This is a genomic window from Sphaerisporangium sp. NBC_01403 (genome assembly GCF_045040145.1).
Lineage (GTDB): Bacteria > Actinomycetota > Actinomycetes > Streptosporangiales > Streptosporangiaceae > Sphaerisporangium > Sphaerisporangium viridialbum.
Genome location: NZ_CP109534.1, coordinates 2557851 through 2583644, shown reverse-complemented (window position 1 = coordinate 2583644; position 25794 = coordinate 2557851). Strand labels below are relative to the sequence as shown.

29 protein-coding genes are annotated in these 25794 nt (G+C 71.9%); 19 read left to right on the top strand and 10 right to left on the bottom strand.

Annotation, left to right across the window (positions count from 1 at the left end; translation table 11 throughout):
* The first annotated feature begins 423 nt into the window (after positions 1 to 423).
* The 5 genes from OG589_RS11530 to OG589_RS11510 all read left to right on the top strand — a co-directional run bounded on the left by OG589_RS11530 (position 424) and on the right by OG589_RS11510 (position 4097).
* Entirely contained in the window at positions 424 to 561 is a 138-nt protein-coding gene (locus OG589_RS11530) for a hypothetical protein (protein WP_405148559.1), read from the top strand.
* Positions 562 to 649: 88 nt separating this feature from the next.
* Complete coding sequence (locus tag OG589_RS11525; protein ID WP_405148557.1) at positions 650 to 1225, top strand: GNAT family N-acetyltransferase; 576 nt, start codon at positions 650 to 652, stop codon at positions 1223 to 1225.
* 59 nt (positions 1226 to 1284) lie between these two features.
* Entirely contained in the window at positions 1285 to 2349 is a 1065-nt protein-coding gene (locus OG589_RS11520) for a cobalamin-independent methionine synthase II family protein (RefSeq protein WP_405148555.1), read from the top strand.
* Between the two features lie 209 nt (positions 2350 to 2558).
* Complete coding sequence (locus OG589_RS11515; protein WP_405148553.1) at positions 2559 to 2987, top strand: GNAT family N-acetyltransferase; 429 nt, start codon at positions 2559 to 2561, stop codon at positions 2985 to 2987.
* Between the two features lie 117 nt (positions 2988 to 3104).
* A complete protein-coding gene (locus OG589_RS11510; protein ID WP_405148552.1) occupies positions 3105 to 4097 on the top strand; it encodes an NAD-dependent epimerase/dehydratase family protein in 993 nt (330 codons plus the stop codon).
* 58 nt (positions 4098 to 4155) lie between these two features.
* Here the strand turns inward: OG589_RS11510 and OG589_RS11505 are convergent, their stop codons facing one another.
* Genes OG589_RS11505 through OG589_RS11495 form a run of 3 tightly spaced genes read right to left on the bottom strand, consistent with a single transcriptional unit; the run spans position 4156 to position 6214 of the window.
* Positions 4156 to 4950 (bottom strand): ABC transporter permease, encoded by a 795-nt coding sequence (locus OG589_RS11505; RefSeq protein WP_405148551.1) that lies wholly within the window; start codon positions 4948 to 4950, stop codon positions 4156 to 4158.
* On the bottom strand, positions 4947 to 5861 hold the full coding sequence (locus OG589_RS11500) for an ABC transporter ATP-binding protein (RefSeq protein ID WP_405148549.1): 915 nt from the start codon (positions 5859 to 5861) through the stop codon (positions 4947 to 4949). The genes OG589_RS11505 and OG589_RS11500 overlap by 4 nt, the downstream gene beginning before the upstream one ends.
* Complete coding sequence (locus tag OG589_RS11495) at positions 5858 to 6214, bottom strand: hypothetical protein (RefSeq protein WP_405148548.1); 357 nt, start codon at positions 6212 to 6214, stop codon at positions 5858 to 5860. The genes OG589_RS11500 and OG589_RS11495 overlap by 4 nt, the downstream gene beginning before the upstream one ends.
* A 69-nt stretch (positions 6215 to 6283) precedes the next feature.
* Here OG589_RS11495 and OG589_RS11490 point away from each other — a divergent pair, with 69 nt between their 5' ends.
* The 3 genes from OG589_RS11490 to OG589_RS11480 all read left to right on the top strand — a co-directional run bounded on the left by OG589_RS11490 (position 6284) and on the right by OG589_RS11480 (position 8821).
* Positions 6284 to 6673: a GntR family transcriptional regulator gene (locus OG589_RS11490; RefSeq protein WP_405148546.1), complete on the top strand. Its 390-nt coding sequence runs from the start codon at positions 6284 to 6286 to the stop codon at positions 6671 to 6673.
* Entirely contained in the window at positions 6670 to 7800 is a 1131-nt protein-coding gene (locus OG589_RS11485) for a DUF1648 domain-containing protein (protein ID WP_405148544.1), read from the top strand. The genes OG589_RS11490 and OG589_RS11485 overlap by 4 nt, the downstream gene beginning before the upstream one ends.
* Before the next feature lie 85 nt (positions 7801 to 7885).
* Positions 7886 to 8821 carry a hypothetical protein gene (locus OG589_RS11480; RefSeq protein ID WP_405148543.1) on the top strand — a complete coding sequence of 312 codons (936 nt, stop codon included), beginning with the start codon at positions 7886 to 7888 and terminating at the stop codon, positions 8819 to 8821.
* A 107-nt stretch (positions 8822 to 8928) separates the two neighbouring features.
* Here OG589_RS11480 and OG589_RS11475 read toward each other — a convergent pair whose 3' ends face one another.
* Positions 8929 to 9621: an NADPH-dependent F420 reductase gene (locus OG589_RS11475; RefSeq protein WP_405148541.1), complete on the bottom strand. Its 693-nt coding sequence runs from the start codon at positions 9619 to 9621 to the stop codon at positions 8929 to 8931.
* Positions 9622 to 9768: 147 nt separating this feature from the next.
* Entirely contained in the window at positions 9769 to 10197 is a 429-nt protein-coding gene (locus tag OG589_RS11470; RefSeq protein ID WP_405148540.1) for a Tn3 family transposase, read from the bottom strand.
* Between OG589_RS11470 and OG589_RS11465 the strand changes: the two genes are divergently transcribed.
* Positions 10196 to 11068: an ATP-binding protein gene (locus tag OG589_RS11465; protein WP_405148538.1), complete on the top strand. Its 873-nt coding sequence runs from the start codon at positions 10196 to 10198 to the stop codon at positions 11066 to 11068. The two genes, OG589_RS11470 and OG589_RS11465, sit on opposite strands and share 2 nt — an antisense overlap.
* Positions 11069 to 11256: 188 nt before the next feature.
* Positions 11257 to 11832, top strand: coding sequence for a TOPRIM nucleotidyl transferase/hydrolase domain-containing protein (locus OG589_RS11460; RefSeq protein WP_405148537.1), 576 nt, complete (start codon positions 11257 to 11259; stop codon positions 11830 to 11832).
* Here OG589_RS11460 and OG589_RS11455 read toward each other — a convergent pair.
* On the bottom strand, positions 11829 to 13016 hold the full coding sequence (locus tag OG589_RS11455; RefSeq protein ID WP_405152014.1) for a TetR family transcriptional regulator: 1188 nt from the start codon (positions 13014 to 13016) through the stop codon (positions 11829 to 11831). The two genes, OG589_RS11460 and OG589_RS11455, sit on opposite strands and share 4 nt — an antisense overlap.
* A 153-nt stretch (positions 13017 to 13169) precedes the next feature.
* On the opposite strand from OG589_RS11455, the gene OG589_RS11450 reads away from it, so the two are divergent.
* The 4 genes from OG589_RS11450 to OG589_RS11435 all read left to right on the top strand — a co-directional run bounded on the left by OG589_RS11450 (position 13170) and on the right by OG589_RS11435 (position 17725).
* Positions 13170 to 14360, top strand: coding sequence for a cytochrome P450 (locus OG589_RS11450; RefSeq protein ID WP_405148535.1), 1191 nt, complete (start codon positions 13170 to 13172; stop codon positions 14358 to 14360).
* Between the two features lie 35 nt (positions 14361 to 14395).
* Positions 14396 to 15667, top strand: a complete 1272-nt coding sequence (gene clpX / locus OG589_RS11445; protein WP_405148533.1) for an ATP-dependent Clp protease ATP-binding subunit ClpX — start codon at positions 14396 to 14398, stop codon at positions 15665 to 15667.
* Between the two features lie 86 nt (positions 15668 to 15753).
* Positions 15754 to 16437, top strand: coding sequence for a sulfotransferase family protein (locus OG589_RS11440; protein WP_405148532.1), 684 nt, complete (start codon positions 15754 to 15756; stop codon positions 16435 to 16437).
* Between the two features lie 118 nt (positions 16438 to 16555).
* Positions 16556 to 17725 carry a winged helix DNA-binding domain-containing protein gene (locus tag OG589_RS11435; RefSeq protein ID WP_405148531.1) on the top strand — a complete coding sequence of 390 codons (1170 nt, stop codon included), beginning with the start codon at positions 16556 to 16558 and terminating at the stop codon, positions 17723 to 17725.
* On the opposite strand, the gene OG589_RS11430 is transcribed toward OG589_RS11435, so the two are convergent.
* The gene (locus OG589_RS11430; protein ID WP_405148529.1) at positions 17703 to 17906 is read right to left on the bottom strand and encodes a zinc ribbon domain-containing protein; all 204 of its coding nucleotides are present in this window, start codon (positions 17904 to 17906) and stop codon (positions 17703 to 17705) included. The two genes, OG589_RS11435 and OG589_RS11430, sit on opposite strands and share 23 nt — an antisense overlap.
* A 40-nt stretch (positions 17907 to 17946) precedes the next feature.
* Here OG589_RS11430 and OG589_RS11425 point away from each other — a divergent pair, with 40 nt between their 5' ends.
* Together OG589_RS11425 and OG589_RS11420 are read left to right on the top strand one after the other, a co-directional pair.
* Complete coding sequence (locus OG589_RS11425; RefSeq protein WP_405148527.1) at positions 17947 to 18087, top strand: hypothetical protein; 141 nt, start codon at positions 17947 to 17949, stop codon at positions 18085 to 18087.
* Positions 18084 to 19268 carry a hypothetical protein gene (locus tag OG589_RS11420; RefSeq protein WP_405148526.1) on the top strand — a complete coding sequence of 395 codons (1185 nt, stop codon included), beginning with the start codon at positions 18084 to 18086 and terminating at the stop codon, positions 19266 to 19268. Before OG589_RS11425 ends, OG589_RS11420 begins: the two co-directional genes overlap by 4 nt.
* 54 nt (positions 19269 to 19322) lie before the next feature.
* On the opposite strand, the gene OG589_RS11415 is transcribed toward OG589_RS11420, so the two are convergent.
* Both OG589_RS11415 and OG589_RS11410 read right to left on the bottom strand, forming a co-directional pair.
* Positions 19323 to 20420 carry a TRM11 family SAM-dependent methyltransferase gene (locus tag OG589_RS11415; protein ID WP_405148524.1) on the bottom strand — a complete coding sequence of 366 codons (1098 nt, stop codon included), beginning with the start codon at positions 20418 to 20420 and terminating at the stop codon, positions 19323 to 19325.
* 283 nt (positions 20421 to 20703) lie between these two features.
* Entirely contained in the window at positions 20704 to 21243 is a 540-nt protein-coding gene (locus OG589_RS11410; protein ID WP_405148522.1) for an NADPH-dependent FMN reductase, read from the bottom strand.
* 336 nt (positions 21244 to 21579) lie between these two features.
* Here OG589_RS11410 and OG589_RS11405 point away from each other — a divergent pair, with 336 nt between their 5' ends.
* Entirely contained in the window at positions 21580 to 22389 is an 810-nt protein-coding gene (locus OG589_RS11405) for a sugar phosphate isomerase/epimerase family protein (protein ID WP_405148521.1), read from the top strand.
* A 111-nt stretch (positions 22390 to 22500) separates the two neighbouring features.
* On the top strand, positions 22501 to 23925 hold the full coding sequence (locus OG589_RS11400; RefSeq protein WP_405148519.1) for a sensor histidine kinase: 1425 nt from the start codon (positions 22501 to 22503) through the stop codon (positions 23923 to 23925).
* Positions 23926 to 24300: 375 nt separating this feature from the next.
* Here the strand turns inward: OG589_RS11400 and OG589_RS11395 are convergent, their stop codons facing one another.
* A complete protein-coding gene (locus OG589_RS11395) occupies positions 24301 to 24948 on the bottom strand; it encodes a nitroreductase family protein (protein WP_405148518.1) in 648 nt (215 codons plus the stop codon).
* A 327-nt stretch (positions 24949 to 25275) separates the two neighbouring features.
* Between OG589_RS11395 and OG589_RS11390 the strand changes: the two genes are divergently transcribed.
* Positions 25276 to 25740 carry a MarR family winged helix-turn-helix transcriptional regulator gene (locus OG589_RS11390; RefSeq protein WP_405148517.1) on the top strand — a complete coding sequence of 155 codons (465 nt, stop codon included), beginning with the start codon at positions 25276 to 25278 and terminating at the stop codon, positions 25738 to 25740.
* The last annotated feature ends 54 nt before the right edge of the window (positions 25741 to 25794 follow it).

Here is a 25794-nt window from a genome sequence, read left to right as displayed (position 1 = left end):
CGTCATTCGTCGAGTGCGAGGTCCACGTGGAAGCCTCGACGCGGGGGGTACGCCCTGGTGGCCGGAGAGTGGTGGCGCACCACCCGCGGGGACGACTCCGTACGGACGCGCGGCCGCTGAGGCGCCCTGCGGTAGGCGAACTCCACTCCATGCTGATAGTTATCAGCCGAAATTCCAGGCGTTTTACCCATTTCGTCGCCCATCTTGACGCCGGTTAGACGCCGCCGCATTTCTTGCACTGCCCCATCTCACCGGTGGTCACTTTGGCCAGGCGGTGAATGTGAGCCGCGTGAACGCCGGCACCCCGGCGTCACGTCGCCATGGGCGAAAACGGGGGCGGTCAACGCGGCGGGGGGCCGGCAATACCGGCCGGGGACATCCGCAGGGCCGGCGGAACGGAAATCCACCGAGCGCCTCCAGGACGTGATCGGCAGGACCTACTCCTTCTTCAACCCGGACGTCAGCATTGAGACCGCGCTCGAGCCGTTCCTCGACGCCTTCAGCGCGGCGTACGACAAGTGCAAGCCCACGCCCGCTCCGGCGACCCGGAACGGCTGTTAGCAAGTGACCCCGGGATGACGACGGCCGGGACACCGGCCGCGATACCGTTCCACTCGTGACGCACAACCACGAAGGCGAAGGAATGGCTGTGGCGACGTCCCTGGCCGGTCACGCGGCGGGCTCCTCCCGCGTGGCCCTGCGCCGGCTCACCCTCCACGACCAGGACCGGTTCGTCGAGCTGGTCCGCGCCAGCACCGGCCTGCACCACCCGTACATGTCACTGCCCGCCACACCGCAGGAGTTCCAGACCTACCTCGCGCGGTTCGACGACCCGCTGTCCGCCGAAGGCCTGCTGGTCCACGTGCGGGAGACCGGTGCCATCGCCGGCACCATCAACATCAACAGCATCATCCGCGGACGCTTCCAGAACGGCTCCCTCGCCTACGCGGCCTTCGCCCCCAGCGCCTGCCAGGGGTACATGTCCGAAGGCCTCGCCCTGGTGCTGCGCTACGCCTTCGAGGAACTGCGGCTCCACCGGCTGGAAGCCCAGATCCAGCCCGGCAACCACGCCTCGCTGAAGCTGGTCCGGCGCCTCGGCTTCCGCTACGAGGGCCTCTCCCCCGATCTGCTGTTCATCGACGGCGCCTGGCGGGACCACGAGCGCTGGGCCATCACCAGCACCACGGCCGGCGACAGCCCGCATCCGACCCTGCCCCACCGCTGACAGGCCCGGGGCCTGGATCGGTGATTGATGAAGCACAGATCGTTATCTAGGCTCGCCTCATGGGCATTCCTACCGAACCTATCGGCAGCATCCCCCGACCCCCCGCTCTGCTGGCCGCGCTCGCCGGTCACTCCGAAGGCCGCACCGGCGACGCCGAGCTGGCCGCACGGCAGGCCGAGGCCGTCGCCGACACCGTCGCACGCCTGGAGCGACTCGGCTGCCCGGTCCTCGTCGATGGAGAGCAGTCCAAGCCGAGCTTCGCCACCTACCCCATCACCGGGCTGGACGGGCTCAGCCCCGACGGCGCGGTCATCCCTTTCGCCGACGGCCACACCCGGCAGCTCCCGCGCCTGACCTCAGGCCCGTTCCGATACCAGGTGCACGCCGAGACCTACCTGCGGGAAGCGCAGCGCCACACCGGCCTCCCGGTGAAGCAGGCGGTCATCGCACCGTCGGCGCTGAGCCTGCTCTACCCGGCCGACGGCATCGCCGACTACCCCCGCAAATCCTTCCTGGACGACCTGACCGCCGAGGCCGAGGCGGACATCCGCGGCTGCCTGGACGCCGGCGCCCACGTCGTACAGCTCGACTTCACCGAAGGCAGGCTGTCGCTCAAGCTCGACCCGAGCGGGGGCCTGCTCGACGACTTCGTCACCCTCAACAACCAGGTGCTGGAGCGCTTCAGCCCGGCCGAACGGGCCCGCATCGGCGTGCACACCTGCCCGGGCGGCGACCAGGACTCCACCCACAGCCTGGACGTCGACTACGCGGGCCTGCTGCCGAAGCTCTTCCGGCTGCGGGCCGGCAACTTCTACATCCAGCTGGCCAGCGAGCCCGACCCCGACCGGGTGCTGGCCATCATCCGCGACAACCTGCCCTCGGGGGTGCGGGTCTTCATCGGGGTGACCGATCCGATCGACCCGCGCATCGAGACACCCGAGCAGGTACGCGACCTGCTGCTTCGGGCTGCCCAGTACATACCGGTCGACCAGCTGGGCAGCTGCGACGACTGCGGATTCGCCCCGTTCGCCGACGACACCTCCACCTCTCGCGAGATCGCGTTCGGCAAGATCGCCGCCCGGGTGGAGGGCACCAGGCTCGCCGCCGAAGCCCTCGAAGTCTGACACCCCGCATCCCGGCCGACGGGCACCCGCGCGGCGTCGCGGGTGCCATCTCTCCAGCCCCCGGCCTCAGGCCTGGACGGCGCCGAGCGTGGTTCCGGGGTGTGGTTCCGGGGTGTGGTTCCGGGGTGTGGTTCCGGGGCGAACACACCCTCGCCACGGCCCGGAAAACCGGTTGCGGGCCCGGCGCGGGCACGCCCACGATCGCCCCTATGACGATCACGTTCGAATGGCGCGGCGCCTTCGGCAACACCGAGGTCAACGCCCTGCACGCGGAGGGCTTCCAGCATCCGCCACTGGACGACGACTGGTGGGCACAGGTGAACCGCCACAGCCTGGGATGGGTCTGCGCCCGGCAGGACGGCGCCGCCGCCGGTCGCGAGGCGGCAGGCCTCGGTGCGCTCGCCGGTTTCGTCAACGTGGCCTGGGACGGCGGCGTCCACGCCTTCCTCCTCGACACCCTGGTCACCGCGCGCCATCGACGCCACGGCGTGGCCACCCGGCTCGTCGCCATCGCGACCCAGGAGGCGCGCGCCGCGGGGTGCGAGTGGCTGCACGTCGACTTCGAGGACCACCTGCGCGGTTTCTACCTCGACGCCTGCGGATTCGCGCCCACCAACGCCGGGCTGATCGCCTTGTAGTCGCCGAACCGGCACCTCGCCGACCAAAGCGGAGGAAGCACGGCGCGCCCTCGCTCACGGCTACGCCCGTGGTGAATTCGAGGCGCTGCTGGTCCCGATGGAACCAGGATGGCCGCTATGAGGCTTCTTGTTCTTGGTGGAACGCATTTCGTGGGACGGGCCGTCGTCGAGACCGCATTGGCGGCCGGCCACGACGTCACCACGCTGAATCGCGGTGTGAGCAGGTCCCCCGCCCCGGGCGTCGAACCGCTCATCGCGGACCGCACCGACCCCGGCGCGCTGCGCCGCGCCCTTGGAGACCGGGAGTGGGACGCGGTCGTGGACGCCTGGAGCGGCGCCCCGCGCGTGGTCCGCGACTCCTGCGAGCTGCTCGCCGGCCGCACCGGTCACTACGGATACGTGTCCAGCCGGTCGGTCTACCACTGGCCGGTCCCCCTCGGAGCCGACGAGCACGCCCCGGTGGTGGAGGGCGATCCCGGCGGCGACAGCGAGGACTACGCCGCCATGAAACGCGGCGGCGAGCTCGCCGTCCTCGGCGCCTTCGGCGATCGGGCCCTGCTCGCCCGCGCCGGGCTGATCCTCGGGCCGTACGAGAACATCGGACGGCTGCCCTGGTGGCTTCGCCGGCTTGAGCGCGGCGGCCGGGTCCTCGCGCCCGGCCGCCCCGCCCGCCCGCTCCAGTACATCGACGCCAGGGACCTGGCGGCGTGGATGCTCGCCGGCGCCGGGCGGGGCCTCGGCGGCACGTTCAACACCGTGAGCCGCGCCGGGTACACCACCATGGGCGAGCTGCTCGAAACCGCGGTGAAGGTCACCGCGTCGGACGCCGAGCTGGTCTGGGCCTCCCCCGAGGTGCTCGACGAGGCGGGCGTCAGCCCCTGGACCGAGATGCCGATCTGGCTGCCCGAGGACGCCGAGTACGGCGGCATGCACGACTCCGACGTCACGGCCGCCCACGACGCGGGGCTTACCTGCCGCCCGCTCCACGAGACGGTCGCCGACACCTGGGCCTGGCTCCAGGCCGAAGGAGACCCCGTGCCACGGTCCGACAGGCCCCGGCACGGCATCGACCCGGCCAAGGAGCAGCGCGTGCTGGACATGCTCACCTGACAGCCCAGCGGGCGAGGGTAGGGATGTCCCGCCGCGGCGGCGGGACCAGGGGTGCGGGTCAGCCGATGTCCCGCCGCAGCGGAGCCGCCACGGCGATCACGGCCGCCACCAGGGCGTACGCCAGCAGCACGGCGCCGCCGACCGGCGCGGGGAGCAGCCGGGCGGCCTCCGTGCCCGTCTGACCGGCGACGGCCTCGGCCAGGTAGGTGAACCCGGTGAGCGCGGCGGTGGCGCCGCCGGGCAGGTAGGGGTAGACCGCCTTGATCCCAGGTACGAGCATCAGGGCGGTCTCGACCATGTAGAAGTAGGCGCCGACGACCACCAGCGCGGTCACCTGGTTGCGCAGGAGGGCCCCCACGGCCACGCCCAGCAGCGTGTAGACCGCCATGGTCAGCGCGATGCGGCCCAGCAGCGCCAGCACCGTGCCCGCGGGCAGGCCGAGGGCGATCCCCTTGAGGGCGGCCACCGCGAACAGCGCGCCCGCCGCCACCCCCGCCGCGACCACGCCGTAGGCGAGCCCGCCACCGGCGTAGGCCACCAGCTTGGCCGCGAGCCAGGTCCAGCGCCTCGGGGCGAACAGCGCCGTGGTGGTGACGGTCCCGTGGCGGTACTCCGAGGCCACGGCCGCGGTGCCGATCAGGGCGGGGACGAACATGGTGAAACCCAGCAGCCCGAGCAGCACCCGGGTACCCTCCTCGCTGGCCAAGCCCGGCAGCGGAGGGGTGAAGTTCTCCGGGCCCACGAGCGCGAGCAGGCCGACGAGGGCTCCGCTGCCGAGCGCGGCCAGCAGGCCCCACAGCCACAGCCTGGACGAGGTCAGGCGCGTCCACTCCGCCGAGACGAGCGCGGTCATCGGGCACCTCCGGTCATGTTCAGGAACGCCTCCTCGAGAGTGGGACGTTCGAGGGTGATCTCGTGCAGCGGAATGCCATGCGCCGCCGCGACGGCGGCGACCTGTGCGGTGGTCATGCCGTGAACGCGCAGGACACCCGGTCCCGGAGCCTCCACGCGGATCACCCCCCCGGCCTCGCCCTCGCTGTCCAGCAGGCGGGCCCTGAGCAGGTCCGCCTCCGGCGACCGGACGAGCACGGCCGCCGCGCCGTACAGCCCGGTGATGGGCCCGGTGGCGACCAGCCGGCCCTCGCGGATCACCACGACCTGGTCGGCCACCTGCTCGATCTCGCCGAGCACATGGCTGGAGACCAGGACGGTGCGCCCCTCGGCCGCCAGGTCGAGCAGGAACCGGCGCAGCCAGGCGATGCCCTCGGGGTCGAGGCCGTTGCCCGGCTCGTCCAGCAGCAGCACGCGCGGATCGCCCAGCAGGGCGGTGGCCAGGTTGAGGCGCTGCCGCATCCCGGTGGACAGAGTGCGCGTAGCCCTCCCCGCGAACGCCGACACCCCCGTCAGCTCGGCGACCCGCGCGGCACGGGCCGTGCCGTACCGGCCCATGCGGGCGTACACGCGCAGATGGTCAAGCGCGGTGTGGCCGGGGTGGAAGCCCGAGCCGTCCAGCACCGCGCCGACCGTCGCGGTCGGCCGGGCAAGGTCGGCGTAACGCCTGCCGCCGATGGTGGCCGTGCCGGAGGTCGGCGCGACCAGGCCCAGCAGCATCCGCATGGTGGTGGTCTTGCCCGCGCCGTTCGGCCCGAGGAAACCCGCGACCGTGCCGGGCGCGACGCCGAAGCTGAGGTCGGTGACGGCGGCCACGGGCCCGAAGGTCTTGGTCAGGCCGCGCACCTCGATGCCCCAGGAGCCCTCGCTCATGTCAGCACCGCCGCCAGGTGGCGCCGGATCTCACCGGCGTCCCGGACGCTCAGGATCAGCTCGTCGTAGCCCGCCACCCTGCCCTTCAGGACGATGCGCAGGCCGGGCACGCCGCGGCGGGCGGCCACCAGCCGCCTGACGCCCTTCAGGGACGTCCAGGTGCCGACCTTGGCGAAGCCGCTGACGAGCAGGCCGGAGTGCACCCCCGTGGCCGCCGTGAGCGGCCGGTCGAGGTGGTGCGCCTCGGCGATGGCCTCCAGCGGCACGCGCACCGCGTCGGTCCTGGTGAACGGCCGTGTCCACGGGGCGAAGAACACGGTCAGCGTCCCCTCGTGGATCCCTACCTCGATCACGATGTCCTCCTGTGTCGTGTTGGCGAGTGACATCTGTTCTATAAGTTGTATATCAGATAGTCTGTCGGTGTGCAGCTGACCCTTGACCTCGACAGCGAGGTCCCGATCTACCAGCAGATCCGGGACCGCATCGTGGAGGCGATCGCCCGCGGGCAGGCCACGGAAGGCGACCCGCTGCCCTCGACCCGGCAGCTCGCCGCCGACTTCGGCATCAACTTCCACACCGTGAACAAGGCCTACGACCTGCTACGACAGCAGGGCGTCATCCGCATCAACCGCAAGAGCGGCGCGGTCGTCAGGCGCGACCCCGCCACCGGCCCGCCCGAGGCCGGGTTCACCGACGACTGGGAAGAGCGAATGCGCGTGCTGCTGGCGGAGGCCACCGTCCACGGCCTGGGCCTGGAGGACGTGATGCGACGCTGCGAGACCATGCTGACCGAATTCAAGGAAACGCCATGACCCCGCTCATCGCCGCCCACCTGGCCCTCCTCGCGCTGGTCACCTGCCTCGCCCTGGCCCTGCCCGCGCTGGCCAGGCCGACGCTGCCGTTCGGCGTCCGCGTGAGCGCCGAACGCGTGGCCGACCCCGACGTCATCGCCCAGCGCCGGAGCTTCGCCCGCCTGACCGTCACGGCGGCCGCGATCGCCGCGACGATCTCGACCGCCGTGCTGCTCGCCACGGGTGAACCGGCCGTGACCGGCGCCACCGCCACCGCCCTGGCCGCGGCCGACCTGCTGCTCTACCACCGCGCCCACCGAAACGTCCGCGCCGCCAAGGACGCCGGGCGCTGGCAGGCCGAGCGGCGTCAGGCCGTCACCGCCGACACCACCTTCCGCACCGACCCCGTCCGCGTGCCCTGGCGCTGGAGCCTGCCCGCTCTGGCGATCACGCTGCTCACCGCCGCCATCGGCTGGTCACGGTACGGCGGGCTGCCTCCCACGCTGCCGCCGTTCCTCGCGTACGGCACATCCCCCGCACCGCGCGAGCCCACCACGTTCCTGAACGCCTTCGAACCGGTGGCCTACCAGGCCGCGACCACCCTCCTGGTCCTCGTGCCGGTCCTGGTGGTGCTGCGCGCCCGGCCCGACCTCGACGCGGCCAGGCCCACGGGCTCGGCCCGCCGCTACCGCGTCTACCTGCGCGGCATCGCCGCACTGTCGCTGCTCTCGGCCGCCTGCCTGAACCTGGGCCTGCTCATCTCCGCCCTGCTGCTCTGGGAGGTCATCCCGCCCACGATCGCCTGGCAGGCGGCCACCTGCCTCCCGCTCGCCGCGATGGTCGCCGGATGGCTGGTCTGGGAGACGAAGGTGGGCCAGGCGGGGCACCGCCTGGCCGCCCTCCCCGGGGAGGACCAGGAGGACTCCGGGGTCGCGCAACGCGACGACGACCGGCACTGGTTCCTCGCGGGCACCGTCTACGCCAACCGCCGCGACCCCGCACTCCTCCTGCACGCCCGGCTCGGCTCCTCCTGGACGATCAACCTCGGCCACCCGGTCGCCTGGCTCCTCATCGCCGCCCTCGCCGGATTCGTCCTGCTCGCCCTCCTCGGCGTCATCGACCTGCCCCAGAAACGAAGCCTCTTCTAGGGCGGCACGGCCTTCCCGGACGGCCGGACCGGCGACATACCAAGGGCCGAGCGAACCGATCGGCCTCCAGCGGCGTCTCAGCGTTGTGAGGCTTCTTCTCAACGCGGCCGGCATCGCCCTGGCCTCGATCGCGATATGCGCGTCGGCCGTACTCATCTCGCGCTCGCCGGGCGGCGCGCCGTCCGCACCGGCGACGTGCCCGCAACGATGGGGCGGCGCCGGGATCGGCGGCTGGGTGCCCCAGGCCACCGGAATCGACGGAGCCGAGGCGTCACTGGTACCCGGCGAGCCCGTCGCCGCGACGATCTGCGCCTACCCGGGGGAGAACTTCCGCCCGGGAGGCGAGCGGCTCGCCGGCACCCGTACCCTGACGGGCCAGGCCACGGCGATGGCCCGCGACCTCGCCTACCTCCCGGTGACCACAGAGAATCGCGACGGCCCCTGCACAGCGGTGGGCGGCCCCATGACGAACTACCTCATCCGGTTCGCCTACCCCGGCGGCGAGGCGATCTGGGTGGGCACCGCCGAGGAGGTCAATGCGTGCGTGACGACCACCAACGGCACGACCACCAGCGAGGCGTACATGGGGCCGAGCATCACCGCCGCCTACCGGACCGGAACGTGGAAGGTCGTACGCCCCGACGACCCCTGCGACGGGCCAGCCCAGCGCCGGGGCCAGAACGAGTGGATGGTGCCCGGCCGGCCCGTCTCGGTCCTGGTGTGCGGGGAGGCCGCCTCCTCCGGCGCGCGGCGTCCCCGGGCGCAGCACGGCCGCCAGGCGGCCACGAGCCTGGCGGCGGCGCTGAACTCTCCGGACACCCGGCCGAGTGACCACACGTGCCAGGGTGGCGAAAGCACGCATAGCCGGGTATTTCACTACCTGTTCGGCTACGCGGACGGGCCACCCGCCGGTGTCGTCGTCTGGATCGGCTGCGTCCCCGGCCTCGACAACGGACTGCTCCAGGCGGACGTCGACGACTCCATCCTGAACCAGGCGATGCGACTCACCCCGCGAGGCTGAGACCTCCTCCTGAACCGATGAGACTCACCCCGCGGAATCAAGTCCTCAGGCCATTCGCACCACCGGACCAGGTACCGGCGGTGCGTCCGGGGGGTTCCCCGCCCGGGTCAGGCACGGAAGTCGTCGGGGCGTTCGGGAGTGGCCTTGGCCAGGAGGTCACGGATCGCGTCGGCCTCCACCGACTGGCCGTACACGGGCGATCCGGGCTGCTGGCGCCACGACTCGTCGAGCCCTCCGGCGTCGACGGTGTCGAAGCCCAGCTCGTCGATGAGGTCACGGACGACCCGCTTGGCCGCCTCGTCGTCGCCGGCCACCGGCAGGGCGACGCGGCCGGGGGTGCCCTTGGGCCGCGGCAGGTCGAGGATGTGCTGGGCGTAGGTGCCGTTGAACGCCTTGATCACGGGGTGGCCGAGGTGCTGCTCGGTCCAGCGGCTCTCGGTCACGCCCTCCTCGATGGGGGCGATCAGGCCGTCCCGCTGCGGGTAGTAGTTGCCGGTGTCGATGACGGCGACGCTGTCCGGCACCCCGTCGAAGAGGCCGGCGGGCAGCTTGGGGACGCTCTTGACCGGGATGGCCACGACGACCACCTCGACACCACGCGTGGCCTGCTCGACGTGGACGGGCGTGGCGCCGGTCTCCTCGGCGAGCTCGGTGAGGGTCTCGGGACCGCGCGAGTTGGCGACGGCCACCTCGTGCCCGAGGGCGGTGAGACGGCGGGTGAGGTTGCCGCCGATGTGGCCGGCTCCGATGATGCCGATCTTCATATGATGTGCCTTTCCCTCGTGTCTGGCCGCGGTCACTCGGCCGGCGGCGACGAGCGTCTGGTCGGTTCACTGACACAGGTGTGCTGCCGGTTGACCGTCGTATGTTGAGCCTCGGCGACCGCGGATGTATTCCGGTCTGTAGTCGGTGTTCATTCCCCACTACGGCGCCCTTTACTTTGTAGATCAAAAGAGCGGCCGACTGGCCCGACCTAGCCGGCATCGCGGACGAGGAGTGCGATCTGCACCGATTTGGATCATGACCGTGTTGAGGTAGGCGATCGCGGCCTGGACCAGGTGGAGGGCGAGCGCGGACACCTCGACGTGCTCACGGCCATCCCCGGTCGGCTCGCCGGCCTTGCCGCAGAAGATGTCCCTATTTGCCGAGTTCCAATTCTTCACCACGTTCAGGCCCTCACCGAATCCAGCAGATGCGCGAAGGGATAGCCGCGCTCGGCAGTCTTCATGCTCGGAGCGCTCGTGCCCCGGAGCAGCGGCACGCGACGGACGTTGGAAACGCCGAGGAAACGCGCCTACGTGTGGTCTGGCCTCGCGTCCGCCGTGGTCATCTCGGCGGTGCGATTCTGTGGGAGCACGACGCAAGGAACACGGCATGACCTCTCGAGACGATTTCCACCACCCTGACCGGCGCGGGTTCCTGCGGCGAGCGGGCCTGGCCGTGGCCGCGGGCGCGAGCCTTGCCCTGCTGGATTCCGCCCCGAGCCCGGCGTTCGCCTCCCCCGGGGATCCTGATCAGCTGTTCAAGGAGGGCAGGTTCGTCGAGGCCGAGCGCGGCTATCGGCGCCTCCTGCGCAAGGATCCGCGGAACGCGCACGCCTCCGCCCAGGTTGGCTACATCGCTCTGCTGTCCAACCGCTTCGGCGACGCGGAGAAGCACCTGTCCAAGGCCGTCGCTCTGCAGTCCGGCGACGTCGCCTCGGCACAGCGGCTGGCCGAGTGCTTCGTCCGGCAAGATCAGCTCGCCCGTGCGGTACCGCTGCTTCAGAGCACCGGCCGCCCTCGTGACAAGGCGTACGCCGACCTCTACTCCCACATCAGCGGCACACCATGGCAGATTCACGGCGCGCAGAGCGCGCACGTGAAGGAGCAGGCGGGCGAGGCGTTCACCCTGGGCGACGCGCTGCTGCTGGAAAGACTGGTGCACAATCTGGTGGAGAACGCCGTCAGGCACAACGTCAAGGACGGCGGCTGGGTGAGCGTCCTCAGCCGCACCCACCCCGACGCCACTGTGGAGGTGGAGGTGAGCAACACCGGGCCCACGGTGCCGCCGTACGAGATCCCTTCTCTGTTCGAACCGTTTCGCCGGTTGGGCGACGAACGGCTGGTCACCGCCAAAGGCGCCGGCTTGGGCCTGTCCATCGTCCGCTCGGTCGTCAGAGCCCACGAGGGTCATATCAACGCCCGCCCACGCGAAGGCGGCGGCCTCACCGTGAGCGTCACCCTGCCGGCCTGCGAGCCCTCCTGATCCGCAGATCAGACATTCGCTGGGCACGCGGCAGCGGACCTCACGTCAGCGCCAATTCGTCCGGGACTGTGTTGTGGTATTTAGTGATCGATTAGGCGCGGAGGCGATACTGCCCGGACCGGCGGCTGGTGACCTGCCAACGCGTAAAAGGGGATGAACCTCTCCAGGTTCGGTGCAAGGCTGGGCTCGTGAGCGACACGCGAACCGTGGTCCTGGTCGAGGGAGCCAGTGACAAGTCGGCCATCGAAGCGTTGGCCGAGCGCCGTGGCCGGAACCTAGCGGCCGAAGGCATCTCCCTTGTGGCGATGGGCGGTGCCACGAACATCGGGACGTATATCGGCAGGTTCGGCCCTCCCGGTCGCGATCTCCGGCTGGCCGGTCTGTGCGACGTCGGGGAGGAAGGCGCCTTCCGGAGGGGTCTCGAGCGCGCCGGCCTTGGATCCGATCTCAGCCGAAGCGATCTGGAGGCGCTCGGATTCTTCATGTGCGTCGCTGACCTGGAAGACGAGCTGATCCGCGCCCTCGACACCGCCACGGTTGAGCGCGTTGTCGATGCCGAGGGCGAGCTCAGCTCATTTCGCACGCTCCAGAAGCAACCCGCATGGCGCGGGCGCGCCACTCACGACCAGCTACGCCGGTTCATGGGATCAGGCGGTGGCCGCAAGATCCGCTACTCTGGCCCGCTCGTCGCGGCACTCGATCTCGATCGCGTGCCGCGGCCGCTGGATATGCTGCTGGCCCACCTATTAGGCACTCGGAGCTAGGGACGATGACGACCGGCGGTCGCCGCCGCGTGGCACGCGCCCCGGCCGTCCGCCCGGGCGACGACGCTGCCACCCTCGACGCGGATCGCGGCCTCGGTACCGTCCCCGACGGCGGGCACGCCGGCCCTCGCGGCGAGGGATCCGGTCTCGTCGTACACCACCCGCAGGCGGGGCCACGCCGACGGCGGGAAGGCCGCGCGCAGGCAGGTGCGGATCTCTGCGACGGCCAGCCGGGCCAGCGGCATGAGCTCGTCGGGGTCGCCGGTGACCAGGACTGCGGTGAGCTCCGCCCCGGGCGGCGCGGCACGCACCGCCTCCTCGACAGCTTCGAGCCGGTGCAGCCCGAGGATCGCCACGACACCGTCCACGGCCGGCCGCGCGGGCTCGCCACGCACCGCGTCCAGCATCTGTGGCGGTGACCACGGCTCGTCGGCGGGCCGCGCCTCAGGGATCCAGGGCAGGTGCGGGGGCGCCCACACGTCGTCGAGCTCAAGGCCGGCGAGCCGCTCGCAGACGCTGACGACGTCGAAGGGATCGCCGAAGCCGGGCGCGGCGGCCGCCATCTGGCTCGTGCCGTGCAGGGCCGTGAGCACGGCCTCCGCGACACGCACCCGCCGCCCGGCCGCCGCGCCGGACGATCCGCCGGTTGGGCTCAGGCGTTCCAGGGCGAGCCCTAGCAGGATCGCGTCCAGCTTCATCAGCTGCGCGAACGGCCGCCGGGTCTGCTCGTCGGCGAGGATCTCCGGCATCAGGTCCATGCCGAGCCTCGCCGGGCCGTTCCACTCGTCGCCGGCGAGAGGAAGCCTGGCGACCCAGGCACGGGCGAACGCCCCGAGCGCCTCACGGGCACTGCGGCCGGGATCGGAGAGAGACCCCTTGGAGGCACGCCCGGCGAGGTCGCGGTCCGGGTAAGGCATGTCGGGCATGCGCCGGGCATGCTCGTGCTCGGAGCCTGGGAAGGGCGCGTCGGGCGGGTGTTCGGCGAGGTCGGCCAGGACGGCGAAGTAGAGGGCTCGCTTCCCGGGGAAGTTGGAGTAGACCGCGCCGCGGGTGAGCCCCGCGCGCTCGGCGATGCCGTCGATCTTGGCCTCGCGGAAGCCGCTCTCGGTGAACTCGTCCCTCGCGGCGGCCAGCACCTTGGCGCGGTTGAGCTCGCGCATCTCGGCCCTGGTGAGCCGGCCCATCGCCTCCCCTTCCCCCTCGACGACCTCGTGACATTTCGCGACATTTCGTGACATCTCCGGCGGCGTCCGCCGATTGCCGCGCGCGCCTAACCAAGATACCGTGACCATCCAGATGTTGGGATCATGTGTTCATGCCATTTCAAAGGAGGATCCATGAGCGGCGTTCCCGAGATCGACCTCACCGACCCCGAGGTCCTGCGCGACCCCTTCACGGCGTACGGGGACGCCCGCGAGCGCTCACCGCTGGCGCGACTGCTGATCCCCGGTCTAGCCCCCATGTGGGCCCTCACCCGGCACGAGGACGCCAGGGCGATGCTCGGCGACCCTCGCTTCGAGCTCAACGCCGACAGCTTCATGCGGCCTGACGTGCCCGAGGACTGCCTGCCGTACATGCGGACGATGACCGAGATGGCCGCGCCGGAGCACGCCCGGCTGCGCAGGCTGGTGTCCCCCGCCTTCACCGCGCGCCGCGCCGCCGAGTTCCGGCCGCGGATCGAGCCGATCGCCGGGAGACTGCTCGACGACCTGCCCGGCCATGCCGAGAACGGCTCGGTCGACCTGCTGCGGCACCTGGCACGGCCGTTGCCGATGGAGGTCATCTGCGAGCTGGTCGGCATCCCCGAGCCCGACCGCCCGAGTTGGCGCGCGTACGGGGCCATCGTGGCGGCGGGGTCGGGCCAGGGGTTCGCCGAGGCCGTGCCGGGGATCATGGACGGCGCCAAGGCCGCGACGGCGCGACGGCGCGCGGAGCCCGGCGACGACCTGCTCTCCGACCTGATCCGCGCGCAGGCCGAGGACGGGGACCGGCTCGACGACACCCAGATGGTCACGCTCGTCTGGCACCTCGTCCTGGCGGGACAGACCCCCACGAACCTCATCGCCAACGCCGTGGTGGCCCTGCTCTCCCACCCTGCGCAGCTCGCCGCGCTGCGTGCGGATCCCGGGCTGATGCCGCTCGCCGTCGAGGAGCTGGTGCGCTGGTGCGGGCCGACGCTGCTGTCGATCCCCCGCTACGCGCGGGAGGACGTCGAGCTCCACGGCACGCAGGTGCGCAAGGGAGAGGCCGTCACCGCCGCGATCGCCGCCGCCAACCGCGACCCGCGCGCGTTCGCCGATCCCGGCAGGTTCGACGTCGGCCGCGCCGCCGGGCCCGCGGGCCATCTGGGCTTCGCCCACGGCCCGCACTTCTGCCTCGGGGCGTCGCTGGCCCGCGTGCAGACCGAGGTCGCGCTCACGGCACTGCTGCGCCGCTTCCCCGGCCTCGCGCTCGCGGTCCCCCCGGACGGGCTGCGCGCGCCCGATCCTGGCACCTGGCGGCTGACCGCCCTGCCCGTGACCCTCTGACAGCCGGGCCCCACGACCTCAAGGAGACTTCTCGCGTGCCACGCACCGGTGACGGCGACCCGCTGAAGTGCACGTTCTGCGGGAAGAGCCAGAAGCAGGTCAGGAGGCTCATCGCGGGCCCCGGCCACATCTGCATCTGCGACGAGTGCGTCGAACTGTGCAACGAGCTCATCGAGGAGGAGCTCGACGAGCACTCCGAGGCCGGGCCACGGGACCTGCCCAAGCCGAGGGAGATCCACGCGTTCCTGGAGCAGTACGTCGTCGGGCAGGAGAACGCCAAGAAGACGCTCTCGGTGGCGGTCTACAACCACTACAAGCGCATCCAGGCCGGAGCGGAAAGGGAGGAGCCGGTCGAGCTGGGCAAGTCCAACATCCTGCTGGTCGGCCCCACCGGCTCCGGCAAGACCTACCTGGTCCAGACGCTCGCCCGCATGCTCGACGTCCCGTTCGCGATCGCCGACGCCACCGCGCTGACCGAGGCCGGGTACGTCGGTGAGGACGTCGAGAACATCCTGCTCAAGCTGCTCCAGGCCGCCGGCTACGACGTCAGGAAGGCCGAGAGGGGCATCGTCTACATCGACGAGATCGACAAGATCGCCCGCAGGAGCGAGAACCCCTCCATCACCCGCGACGTCTCCGGCGAGGGCGTGCAGCAGGCGCTGCTGAAGATCCTCGAAGGCACGACCGCCTCGGTCCCGCCGCAGGGCGGCCGCAAGCACCCGCACCAGGAGTTCATCCAGATCGACACCACCAACGTGCTGTTCATCGTCGGCGGCGCGTTCGCCGGCCTGGAGCGGATCATCGAGCGGCGGACCGGCCACAGGGGCGCCGGGTTCGGCGCCGCGCTCCGCACCGGGCAGGACCGCGAGAGGGCGGACCCCTTCGCCGAGGTCATGCCCGCGGACCTGGTCAGGTTCGGGCTGATCCCGGAGCTCACCGGCCGGCTCCCCGTGGTGTCGACCTTCCAGCCGCTGGACCGTACGGCGCTGGCGCGGATCCTCACCGAGCCGCGCAACGCGCTCATCAAGCAGTATCAGCGGCTCTTCGAGCTCGACGGCGTGGAGCTGGAGTTCACCGAGGACGCCGTCGGCGCGATCGCCGAGCAGGCGCTGCTCCGCCGCACCGGCGCCCGGGCGACCCGCGCGATCCTGGAGGAGATCCTGCTCAACGTGATGTACGAGGTGCCGAGCCGGGACGATGTCGCCCGCGTCGTGATCGACCGCGACACCGTGCTCCACAACGTCAACCCGACCCTGGTCCCCCGCGACCACCCCGGCCCAGAAGGCCATCGCGAGAAGTCCGCCTGAGAGGCGTCCGCTTGCCCGTCCTGCCACATCGGTGGAACATGATTGCGGGCCAGTTGTGGCAGTTCCCGATCGGAATGGTGGGAAATATGCGGGTCATCGGCGCGGGGTTCGGCCGTACAGGAACGCTGTCCCTCAAGACCGCCCTGGAGCGGCTCGGTTTCGGGCCGTGCTACCACATGACGGAGGTCTTCAAGAACCCCGGGCAGATCCATGACTGGCTCGCGATCGCCCAGGGCCGGCCGGTCGGCTGGGACGCGCTCATGGGCGGCTACCGCTCCTGCGTCGACTGGCCCGCCGCCGCCTACTGGCGCGAACTGGCCGAGCACTACCCCGAGGCGAAGGTCCTTCTGACCGTGCGGGACCCCCAGCGCTGGCTGGCCAGCATGAACGCCACCATCCTCAAACAGCGGGGTCGTGGCGGCACGCTGATGGGAAAGACGATGCTGCGGCTGTCCTCCCTGCTGGGCACCGACTTCGCGGCGTTCACCAAGATGAGCGGGCTGACCGTCGACCGGCGGGTGTTCGGCGGGCGCATGAGCGACCCCGAGCACGCGCTGAAGACCTTCCAGGCGCACATCGAGGAGGTCACGGCGGCGATCCCGCCTGAGCGGCTGCTCGTCTTCGAGGTCCGCCAGGGGTGGGAGCCGCTGTGCGAGTTCCTGGAGGTACCGGTGCCGGACGAGCCCTTCCCGAGGGTCAACGACGCCGACGACTTCCAGAAGCACGCCCGGTCGAGGTTCGGCCCGCTGCTCCTGCGCCGCAGCAGGTAGCGCGGCTCGGCCAATGAGGACGGCAACTGGCCTAAATGCGGCCTAGCGTCGGCCACGTCGTGGTTCGCCGCCCGGGTACGGGTGGCGAACGCCGTCCGGCCACACCAGGGAGTTCCGCATGACGACCGACCGTCCGGTGAGGGTGCCGCGCCTGTCATGGGCCGAGGTGTGCGCGCGGCGCCTGGCGCGGCACGCCCTGGCGGCCCCCGGCAAGGAGGCCGAGCCCGCCGACATCGCCGCCGCCATGGCGGGCACTCACGCCCAGGTGATGCCGGCCGCCGAGCTGTCGATCGGGCTGCGCATCGCCGGCGCCACGCGACGCGACGTCCGCGAAGCGCTGTGGAGCGAGCACAGCCTGGTCAAGACCTTCGGGCCGCGCGGCACCGTGCACCTGCTGCCCGCCCGCGACCTCCCCCTGTGGGTCGGCGCGCTGTCCGCGATCCCGCTCTCCCCCAGCCCTTTTCCGGACGGCGTGCGGCTGACGCCCGAGCAGGCCGAGCAGGTCGTGCGGGCGATCGCGGACGCGCTGGAGGACGCCGAGCTGACGGTGGACGAGCTCGGCGACGCGGTGGTCCATCGCACCGGCCCGTGGGCGGGCGACCTGGTCATGCCCGCGTTCCAGGGGATGTGGCCACGGTGGCGCCAGGTCATTCACCTGGCGGGGATACGGGGCGTGCTGTGCTTCGGGCCCGGCCGCGGGCGCAAGGTCACCTACACCAGCCCGCGCCGCCATCTGCCCGGCTTCCGGCCCGCCGAGCCTCGGGCGGCCCTGGCCCACGTCGTGCACGGCTACCTGCACGCGTACGGCCCGTCCACGCCGAAGCGGTTCGCGCACTGGCTGGCCGCGCCGGCGCGGTGGGCGGGTGACCTGTTCGACTCCCTGTCCGGGGAGCTACGGGAGGTGGAGGTGGAGGGCGCCCGCGCCTGGGTGACGGCTGGGGACACCGAGGCTCCGTCCGATCCGCCCCGGGGCGTACGGCTGCTGCCCTACTTCGATGGATACGCCTACCGGGTGGGCAACCAGCCCCCCGAGCTGCTCTATCCCGGACGGGCCGCACAACGCGTGCTGCCCGGCAACTTCCAGGCGATGCTCGTCGACGGGGTGGTGGCCGGGCTGTGGCACCAGCGCCGCTCCGGCCGCACGCTGCACATCACCGTGGAGCCTCTCGTCTCACTCACCTCCGCACAGCGCGACGAGCTGGACGACCAGGTGCGACGCGTCGGGGAGATCCTCGAAGGCACTCCCCGGCTGACGATCGGCCAGGTCACCGTGGGCGGCCACGCCTGACTCGAAGCGGTTCACTGGGCGCCGCCCCGCTCACAGCGGCGTTCACGTCCCGGTCAGGCACCGCGCCACAGACGCAGGACCACTCGCGCACGTCAAGCGGCATCGACGTGGCGATCGCCCCGCACCCCGAGCACAACCTGGAAGAGGCGGTGGCACTGGCCGATGATCCGGTAGCAGCCATCGTCTTATGCTCGTGCGACGGGTACAAGCGGGAGGGCCGAATGGACCTGAGAGACGTGGACGCCGTCCTCCTCGACACGGACGGCACGCCGGTGGACTCCGACGCCGCCGTCGAGCGCGCGTGGACGGCATGGGCCGCCGAGTACGGGGTGGACGCCGCAGCGGCGGTGGTGACGGCATGAAGGGCATGCCCGCTTCGCCCACTCCCGAGGCACCGGCGAGCGGGACGGGACCGGCCCGTGACGCGCGCGGCGACCTGCAGGTCGGGATCGCACAGGCCGCGCTGGGTTTCTGTGTGACCAGCCTGGGCGCCACCCTGGTGATGCTGTCGCGCGACCTGAGCGTCCCGGTGGGGAGCATCGCGTGGCTCGCCTCCGCCTTCGGCGCCGGCCTGCTGGTGGCCGCCGCCGCGGGGCCCGTCCTCCTGCGGCGCGGCCCGCGGCCCACCCTTCGCGCCGGCGCGCTGGTCCTCGCCTCCGGTGCCGCGCTGCTCGCCCTCGCCCCCTCCCCCGCTCTGGCCGTCGGCGGCGCGCTGCTCCTCGGCCTCGGCGGCGCCGGGCTCGTCCTGGTCACCCCGGCGCTGCTGGACGGCCCCGGGGTGGCGGTGCGGCTGACCAGGGTCAACGCCGCGTCCAGTACCGCGGGCGTCCTCGCCCCCTTGGCCCTGGGCGCGCTCGACTCCCTCGGCCCCAGCGGGCGCCTCGTACTTCTCGCGGCCGTCCCGCCCCTGCTGATCGCCGCGTCACTCACCACACGCCACGGCACGACTGGTGCGGGTTCGAGGGGTGTCGGTACGGCCGGTGTGGATTTGGGGAGTGGGCGTCGGGAGCCGGTGTCGCGGCGGGAGGTGGCCAGGCGGTGGACGCGCGTGACACTGGCCGTGTCGGTGGAGTTCTGCTTCGCCGTGTGGGCGGTGGCCCGGCTTCAGGAGACCGGCGTGACGCCCGGTGAGGCGGCCGGGCTGGGCGGCGCGTTCGCCATCGGCATGGCACTGGGACGCATCGGCGCGCCCCGCCTGATCCAGCGCGTCCGCATCGTCCCCCTCTGCACGGTGACGATCGCCGCCGGGGCGCTGCTGGTCGTCGCCACGAACGGACCCGTGCCGGTCGCCGCCGGCCTCGCGCTCGCGGGCCTCGGCGTCGCGCCCCTCTACCCCGTGACCCTCGCCGACCTCGTCGCGACCCCGGACCTGCGTGGCTCGCACTCGGCCTCCCTTGGCGCCCTGGCCTCGGGTACGGCCGTCCTGCTCGCGCCGGCCGCCCTGGCCGCCCTCGGCCAGGTGGCCGACCTCCGCCTCGCCTTCCTCGTCACCGTCCCCCTCCTGGTGGCCCTGACCGCGATGAGCCCGCGCAAGGCCCCTTGACGGATGATCACTCGGAGCCCGCGCTGGAGGTCGGGTCACCAGCCCATAGACCCGTCAGTACCCCTGGGCGCCCCCTCGCGTACGCCCCCGCCCGCCGGGCGCCGTCAGCCGGACGAGGAACGACTGCGCCCCGGAGACCCGTACTCGCTGGACGTGCACGGGGACGAGTTGGTGCCGGATCCCCATGGGCAGATCGCCGACGCCCGGCAGCAGGACCACGGCCGTCCCACCGGGTGCGAGGACGCGGCGGAGCTCCGCCCACCAGGGTGAGGAGGACGCGGCGAGCAGGCCTCGGGCGGCGACCTGACCACCCCAGGGCGGATTGCTCAGCACCCGGTCGGCACTCCCGTCCGGCACCGGCAGGCGGCCGGCGTCAGCCCGGCCGACCGTGATGGGCAGCCCGGCGAGGTTCTCTCCCGCCGCCCGCAACGCCTCCGAGGCCAGGTCGAAGCCGCGGAACCGGGCCTCCGGCTGTTGCCGCCAGGCCTCGATCAGCAGGGTCCCGGCTCCGCAGCAGGGGTCGAGAACGGTCTGACCTGGGCGGATGTCGGCCATCCCCGCCATGGCGGCGGCCAGCGGAGGATGCAGGGTCCCCGGCACCGAACACCGTTTGTAGTCGCGTCGATGCAGGGGCCGGCCGGCGATCCGCAGCATGAGGGTGGCCCGCGTACCGTCGAGGGTCACCCGCCAGCCACTGTGGGCGGACGGGGGCGCGGCCCCCTCCCGCCGCGAGTGGTAGCCGATCCCCAGCCGGCGCGCCAGGGCGTGCCCGACGGCGTCCTCGACGTCATGGCGGTTGAAGTTGCGCCTGCCCAGGAACGACGCCGACACCTCGACGCCGGTGAGCGCGCCCGGCCCTCCATGGCTCTCGCGCTGCCGCGGCAGCGAGCCGAGATCGGCGAGGTCGGCGAGCCGGGCGAGCGCCGCGGCGCCCTCCTTGGCCGCGCCGACGTCGGCGCACCGCGCGGCCAGCAGGAACACGTCGTCGGCGGTGCGCAGTTCGACGGCCCGCGACTCCGATCGGCACGTGCGGAAGTGGACCTCGCGATGCCCGAGATGGGTGATCACGCCGAGTCCACGCTGGAGTACTTCGGCCGCGACCGTCGGCTCCAGCCCGTGAACGCACCGCGCCACCAGGTTCGCCGCCGTCACGAGACGGCGGGGACACTGGGACGCGGGGCGGTGAGAAAAAACGCGCGAATGCGCATAGTGATCGTTCTTCTCCCACGTCAGCCCGGGGCAGCGCTCCGCCGCCCCGCCTCGCCGACGACGGGTCCTGCCTCGCTTCGCCGGCGGGGACTAACGCAGGTGGAAGAAGAACGTGAACGTCACAGCTCACGATCTTAGGGCAGGGAGGGTCGCGCGCTCAACCGAGTCCCGCAAGACCTCGCGCCGGCGCGGGTCGCGGAGGAGCGACCCGGGACGCACCCCGCGCTCACGCGGAGGACTTGGCCAGCGACGTCGAGGACAGGTGCGACAGCACCTCGCGGAGCCGCTCGCGGAACGCGGGGTCGGCGATCCTCCCGGCGGAGTCGAACTGGCCGAGACCCGGGGCGACGGTCGCGTCGGCGCCGTACACGACCGCGCCCGCGGCTCCGAGGGCTCGGCGCAGCTGGGTCTGCGTCCACAGCGCCTCGTAGGGACGCAGGCAGGACGTCACCACGACCACCGGCTTGCCCAGCAGCACCGTGCCGCCATGCTGGGAGGACATCCAGTCGAGCGCGTGGCCGAGCTGGGGCGGCAGCACGCTGTGCCCCGGCGCGGTGACCAGCATGCCGTCCGCGCCGGACAGGGCGTGGCAGAGCTCGTCCACCGGGCGCGGGAGCGGGCCGTCCTCGAAGGGCGGCACCTGGTCGAGCCCGTCCCAGATCTCGAACACCGCCGGCGCGGGCAGCTCCCGTCCCGAGGCCTCCAGCAGCCTGCGGACGTACGCCTTCGACAGCAGGCTGCCCGCGATTCCCACGACCCTCATCATCGACCCCGCCTCTGTCGCGACCCCGCGACGTAATGAGCGAGGGGGCGTCTCATCGGCCCGGCCACGCCACGGCGGCCGCCGGCACGTGAGCCCCCCAGCTGTCCGGCACAACCGCTCAACCGCGTTGTGGTGATCCGCCACGGAGCGTCTGTCCACGGCACCGTCAGAGGTCACCCCGTCCTGCGATAGACCCTGCGATGGGCCCCGTGAGAGACACGGGACACCGGCGACGCCGCCCTCCGCGGGCTTCACGATCAACCACACCTGCCCGCTGCCCACGAAAACGGGTTGCGAACGCGCCGCACGCGGAGATTTCGCATCTGTACCGTCTGCGGTATGAGCAAACTGAGCTTCTCCACCCTCGGCTGCTCCGGGCTCCCGCTGGCCGAGGTCGCCGCGATGGCCGCGCGCACCGGCTGGCCGGGCCTGGAGTTGCGTTCCGCACCGGACGAACCCGTCCACCGGGGGCTCTCCCCCGAAGGCAGGAGGGCGGCGCGGTCCGCGCTGGCGGGCGCGACCGTCCTGTGCGTCGCCTCCTACGTGAAGGTGGCGGCGGCCGGCGTCGAGGACGACGAGGTCGTGACCGCCCTGCTCGCCGAGGCGGAACTGGCGCGCGACCTCGGCGCGGGCGCGGTTCGCGTGTTCCCCGGAGGCCTTCGTGAAGGTGATGACGATGCGCGCGCGGTACGCCGGCTCCGCGCCGCGGCGCGCGGGCTGCCGCGGGGCGTCGAGATCTGGCTGGAGACGCACGACTCCCACCCGAGGGGCCGGGACGTCGCCCGCGTGCTGTCCGAGGTGGGCAGCCCGGAGGTGCGCGCCATCTGGGACGTCGCCCACCCGTGGATGGCCGGGGAGACGGTCGCGGGGACGGCGGCGGCTCTGGCGCCGTGGCTCGCCCACGTGCAGGTGAAGGACCGGGCCTCGGCCGAGGACCCCACGCCCGTGCCGCTCGGCGACGGCATGCTGCCGCTGCGGCCGGTGCTCATCGCCCTGCGTGACGCCGGTTACGGTGGGTGGCTGAGCCTGGAGTGGGAGCACAAGTGGCACCCCGCGCCGACACCCCTGGAGGACGCGCTGCGCGCCGGCCGCGCCTGGCTGGCCGCCGTAACCGGCCCCGAACAGGATCACCAGCCCGGCCGGTTCTGATACGCATTGTGCGGTACTTCTCGCAGGGCGTAACCGTATCTACCCGCGTGCCCGCCCCCCCACGGCCACCCGCATCTCCCTGGTGTGGTCGACTGCTATGGGGGGTTTGGGATGAATTTTCGTCATCGACTGCCGGTCAGGACCCGGCTCACGCTGTACGCCGGCGCGGTCGCCGCGCTGTTTTCCGCCATGCTCGCCACCGTCCTGCTCGTGGCAATCCAGCGCCTTGCCACCGAGTACCTCACCGAGGAGGTCGTCGGCTCGGCCGGACGGATCGCCGCCGACACCGATCGGGGCCATCTCCACAGCCCGATACGGCACGGCGTGGTCCGCAAGCACCAGGTGATCGATCCTGCGGGCAGGGTGGTGGCCGCGTCCGAGGAGATGCGCGGCAAGCCCGCCATGGCGCGCCTCGAGCTGATGGACGAGCACGACAGCGGCACCTCGATCGTGTGCGACCACGCCTTTCCCCGAGGGGAGTGCGACATCGTGGCCGCCCGGCAGGTGGAGCGCTCCGGCGAGATCTGGACCGTCTACAGCGCCGCCCCGGTCATCCCTCCCCTGGTCCATCCGATGATCTCCGCGCTCGTGATCGGCAGCGCGCTGCTGCTGACCGCCGGCATCACGTACGGCGCCCACCGGGTCGTCGGCGCGTCCCTGGACCCGGTGTACGCCATCCGGTCGGAGCTGGACGAGATCAACGCCACCTGCCCTGGCCGCAGGGTCCCCGTTCCCAAGGGCGAGGACGAGATCCATGACCTGGCGCAGAGCGTCAACCACACCCTGGGGAGGCTCCAGGCGGCGATGGAGCAGCAGCGCAGGCTCGCCTCCGACGCCTCCCACGACCTGCGCAGCCCGATCACCGCCATCCGCGCCGAGGTGGAGGACGCGCTGATGGCCTCCCAGAGCCACAACTGGCCCGCGACCGGCCGGGCCGTACTCGGCGGCCTGGACCGGCTCCAGGCGATCGTGGCCGACCTGCTCACCCTCGCCCGGCTGGACGCCGGCACGCCCGGCTCCCGCGACCCGATCGACCTGGCCGAGCTGGTCACCGCGGAGATGGAGGCGCGCCACCCGGTCAAGCGGCTCGAATGCGTCCTGGGAAAGGACGTGCTGGTGATGGGTGACCGGATCCGGCTCGCCCGGCTGGTCACCAACCTGGTCGACAACGCCGAGCGGCACGCCGACACCACGATCACCGTCACGGTGTCCCGGGCCCCGGGCACGGGCGCCGGGCCCTTCGCCGCCGGGGCGGCGGTGCTGGAGGTCCTCGACGACGGCGCCGGCATCGCCCCCGACAAGCGCGAGCTGGTGTTCCAGCGGTTCGCCCGGCTGGACGCCGCGCGCAGCAGGGACTCCGGCGGCACCGGCCTCGGCCTGCCGATCGCCCAGCAGATCGCCGAGATGGCGGGCGGCACCCTGACCATCCAGGACAGCGCGCGCGGCGCGCGGTTCGTCCTGTGCCTCCCGCTCGCCTTCACCGTGCCCGGCGGGAGCGATGCGGCACTCCCGCCGGAACCCGAGCAACTGGGCTGAGGATCAGGGCAGGCGGGGGTCCAGCTCCACCTCCTGGGGCCTCCAGGTGCCCGGCCGCAGGGCCGCGCGGTCACGTGGCCGGGTCGCCGGCGGACGCCACCGCCGCGGCCAGGCCGGCCGAGCGGACGTGCGCGGCCACGCCTTCGGCGTCGGACCTCCGGGCGAGGATGAAGTCCTTCTCGCAGGCGTTGAGGGGATAGCCGTCGTCGGACTTCCGATGGCGAGCGGGGTTCCCATGGCCTTGACGATCTGGGAGATCTGCTCGCCGAAGCGGTCTGGTTCCATCGTGGTTCCGTTCGGATGTGTGGCCGCCATCCGGCCTTCGTCGCCGAGTAGGACCCGGATGGCCTCCGGCTGATACATCGTGGCCGCCCCTCACCACCGTTGCCAGTGCAGGACCTGCTCGCGCGGGATCCGCCTGGCGGGCTTGAAATCGGTGCCGACGGTGAAGGCCAGCGGCGTGAACGCGGCCAGCATGACCTCGTGGTACGGCACGCCCAGCGCCTTGGACAGCTCACGCTCGAGCGGGGCCTGCGCCGTTGTCCATACGGTGCCGAGCCCCCTGGCGCGGGCGGCGAGCATGAAGCTCCACACCGCCGGCAGGATCGAGCCCCAGGTCATGGACTGGTCGAGCACCGAGGCCCCGTCCGTGCGGCCCTCCACCGCGGGGATGACGAAGGCGGGCACGCGGTGGATGTTGTCGTACAGGTGCCGCAGGCCATCGGCGATCCGCTCCATGGAGCCGGGGTGGGCGTACATGCGGGGCAGATCCCTCTCGTGCGGAGGACGGCCGCCGCCGGTGGCGAGCGCGCGGCGGAAGATGTCCGCCACGACCTGCCGCTGTGCCTCTTCTGTGACCACCAGGAAGTGCCAGCGCTGCCGATTCCGGCCGGTGGGGGCCTGGGTGGCCAGGTCCACGCATTGCTCGATCAGCTCGCGCGGCACCGGTCGGGTGAGGTCGAGCCGCTTACGCACGGCCCGGGTCGTGCTCAGCAGTTCGTCGGGGGTGAGATCCAACGTCATGATCTGTTCCTTACGCGGTGGCGGTCGACACGAAATGGCGGGCGCGCAGGCCGAAGTGCGCGATGAGACGATGGCCAGGCCCATAGGGACGATCCCGAGTCCGGTGTTCGGCGCGGTGTAGCCGAGAACGTGCTGCAGGTAGAGGACGGCGACGAACCCGGCCAGCGAGTAGACCCCCGTCGGTTCGTGTCACGATCACTCTCCATCTGAGCGCGAACAATCTGTTGACAGACGATGCGTACCGTATGGGCGCCGATTATCTACTGTCAAACGATTGGCATACAGACTATGCCTGGTAGGCTGGCCATCCACCAGAAAAGGAGATCCATGTCGACCAAGACAGCCGACCAGGCGCGGCCGTCCTACTTCCCGCGGCTCGCGGCCGAGCGCCTGGACATCGCCCTGTGCCGGGCCTCCGCCGCCGTGGCACGGGCCGCCGACGCGCACGCCGCCGAGGAAGGGCTGGGCGTCGGGCCGCACCTGGTGCTGCGGATGCTCGACGCCGTCGGCCCTTGCTCTCAGCAGAGGCTCAGCGAGGAGCTGCGCATTGACCGCAGCGTCATGGTCAGCGTCTGCGACGACCTGGAGCAGGCGGGCTACGTGCGCAGGGAACGCAATCCCCATGACCGGCGCTCCTACGCCGTCACCATCACCGACTCGGGACGGCAGCGGCTCGCTCAGGCCGAGACGTCGATCGCGCCCTTCCTCGATGACACCTTTCAGGCCCTCACCCCTGAGGAGCGCGGCCAACTGGGCGCGCTCCTCGGCAAGCTCCTGCGCCTCGGCCCCTGACGGTCGATGAGCGCCTCATGGACCGGGAAGCCTCGTCGCGCCAGAAGGCGAGGG

Excerpts from the sequence above, each read along its gene's own strand:
- OG589_RS11505 (WP_405148551.1), bottom strand. The coding sequence starts at position 4,950 with ATGACCGCGCTCGTCTCGGCGGAGTGGACGCGCCTGACCTCGTCCAGG.
- OG589_RS11420 (WP_405148526.1), top strand. The coding sequence starts at position 18,084 with ATGAAGGGCATGCCCGCTTCGCCCACTCCCGAGGCACCGGCGAGCGGG.
- OG589_RS11455 (WP_405152014.1), bottom strand. The coding sequence starts at position 13,016 with ATGGGCCGGCTCACCAGGGCCGAGATGCGCGAGCTCAACCGCGCCAAG.
- OG589_RS11515 (WP_405148553.1), top strand. The coding sequence starts at position 2,559 with ATGACGATCACGTTCGAATGGCGCGGCGCCTTCGGCAACACCGAGGTC.
- OG589_RS11500 (WP_405148549.1), bottom strand. The coding sequence starts at position 5,861 with ATGAGCGAGGGCTCCTGGGGCATCGAGGTGCGCGGCCTGACCAAGACC.
- OG589_RS11395 (WP_405148518.1), bottom strand. The coding sequence starts at position 24,948 with ATGACGTTGGATCTCACCCCCGACGAACTGCTGAGCACGACCCGGGCC.
- OG589_RS11470 (WP_405148540.1), bottom strand. The coding sequence starts at position 10,197 with ATGCCGTGTTCCTTGCGTCGTGCTCCCACAGAATCGCACCGCCGAGAT.
- OG589_RS11435 (WP_405148531.1), top strand. The coding sequence starts at position 16,556 with ATGACGACCGACCGTCCGGTGAGGGTGCCGCGCCTGTCATGGGCCGAG.
- OG589_RS11425 (WP_405148527.1), top strand. The coding sequence starts at position 17,947 with ATGGACCTGAGAGACGTGGACGCCGTCCTCCTCGACACGGACGGCACG.
- OG589_RS11510 (WP_405148552.1), top strand. The coding sequence starts at position 3,105 with ATGAGGCTTCTTGTTCTTGGTGGAACGCATTTCGTGGGACGGGCCGTC.
- OG589_RS11485 (WP_405148544.1), top strand. The coding sequence starts at position 6,670 with ATGACCCCGCTCATCGCCGCCCACCTGGCCCTCCTCGCGCTGGTCACC.
- OG589_RS11390 (WP_405148517.1), top strand. The coding sequence starts at position 25,276 with ATGTCGACCAAGACAGCCGACCAGGCGCGGCCGTCCTACTTCCCGCGG.
- OG589_RS11450 (WP_405148535.1), top strand. The coding sequence starts at position 13,170 with ATGAGCGGCGTTCCCGAGATCGACCTCACCGACCCCGAGGTCCTGCGC.
- OG589_RS11440 (WP_405148532.1), top strand. The coding sequence starts at position 15,754 with ATGCGGGTCATCGGCGCGGGGTTCGGCCGTACAGGAACGCTGTCCCTC.
- OG589_RS11465 (WP_405148538.1), top strand. The coding sequence starts at position 10,196 with ATGACCTCTCGAGACGATTTCCACCACCCTGACCGGCGCGGGTTCCTG.
- OG589_RS11520 (WP_405148555.1), top strand. The coding sequence starts at position 1,285 with ATGGGCATTCCTACCGAACCTATCGGCAGCATCCCCCGACCCCCCGCT.
- OG589_RS11400 (WP_405148519.1), top strand. The coding sequence starts at position 22,501 with ATGAATTTTCGTCATCGACTGCCGGTCAGGACCCGGCTCACGCTGTAC.
- OG589_RS11410 (WP_405148522.1), bottom strand. The coding sequence starts at position 21,243 with ATGATGAGGGTCGTGGGAATCGCGGGCAGCCTGCTGTCGAAGGCGTAC.
- OG589_RS11430 (WP_405148529.1), bottom strand. The coding sequence starts at position 17,906 with ATGGCTGCTACCGGATCATCGGCCAGTGCCACCGCCTCTTCCAGGTTG.
- OG589_RS11405 (WP_405148521.1), top strand. The coding sequence starts at position 21,580 with ATGAGCAAACTGAGCTTCTCCACCCTCGGCTGCTCCGGGCTCCCGCTG.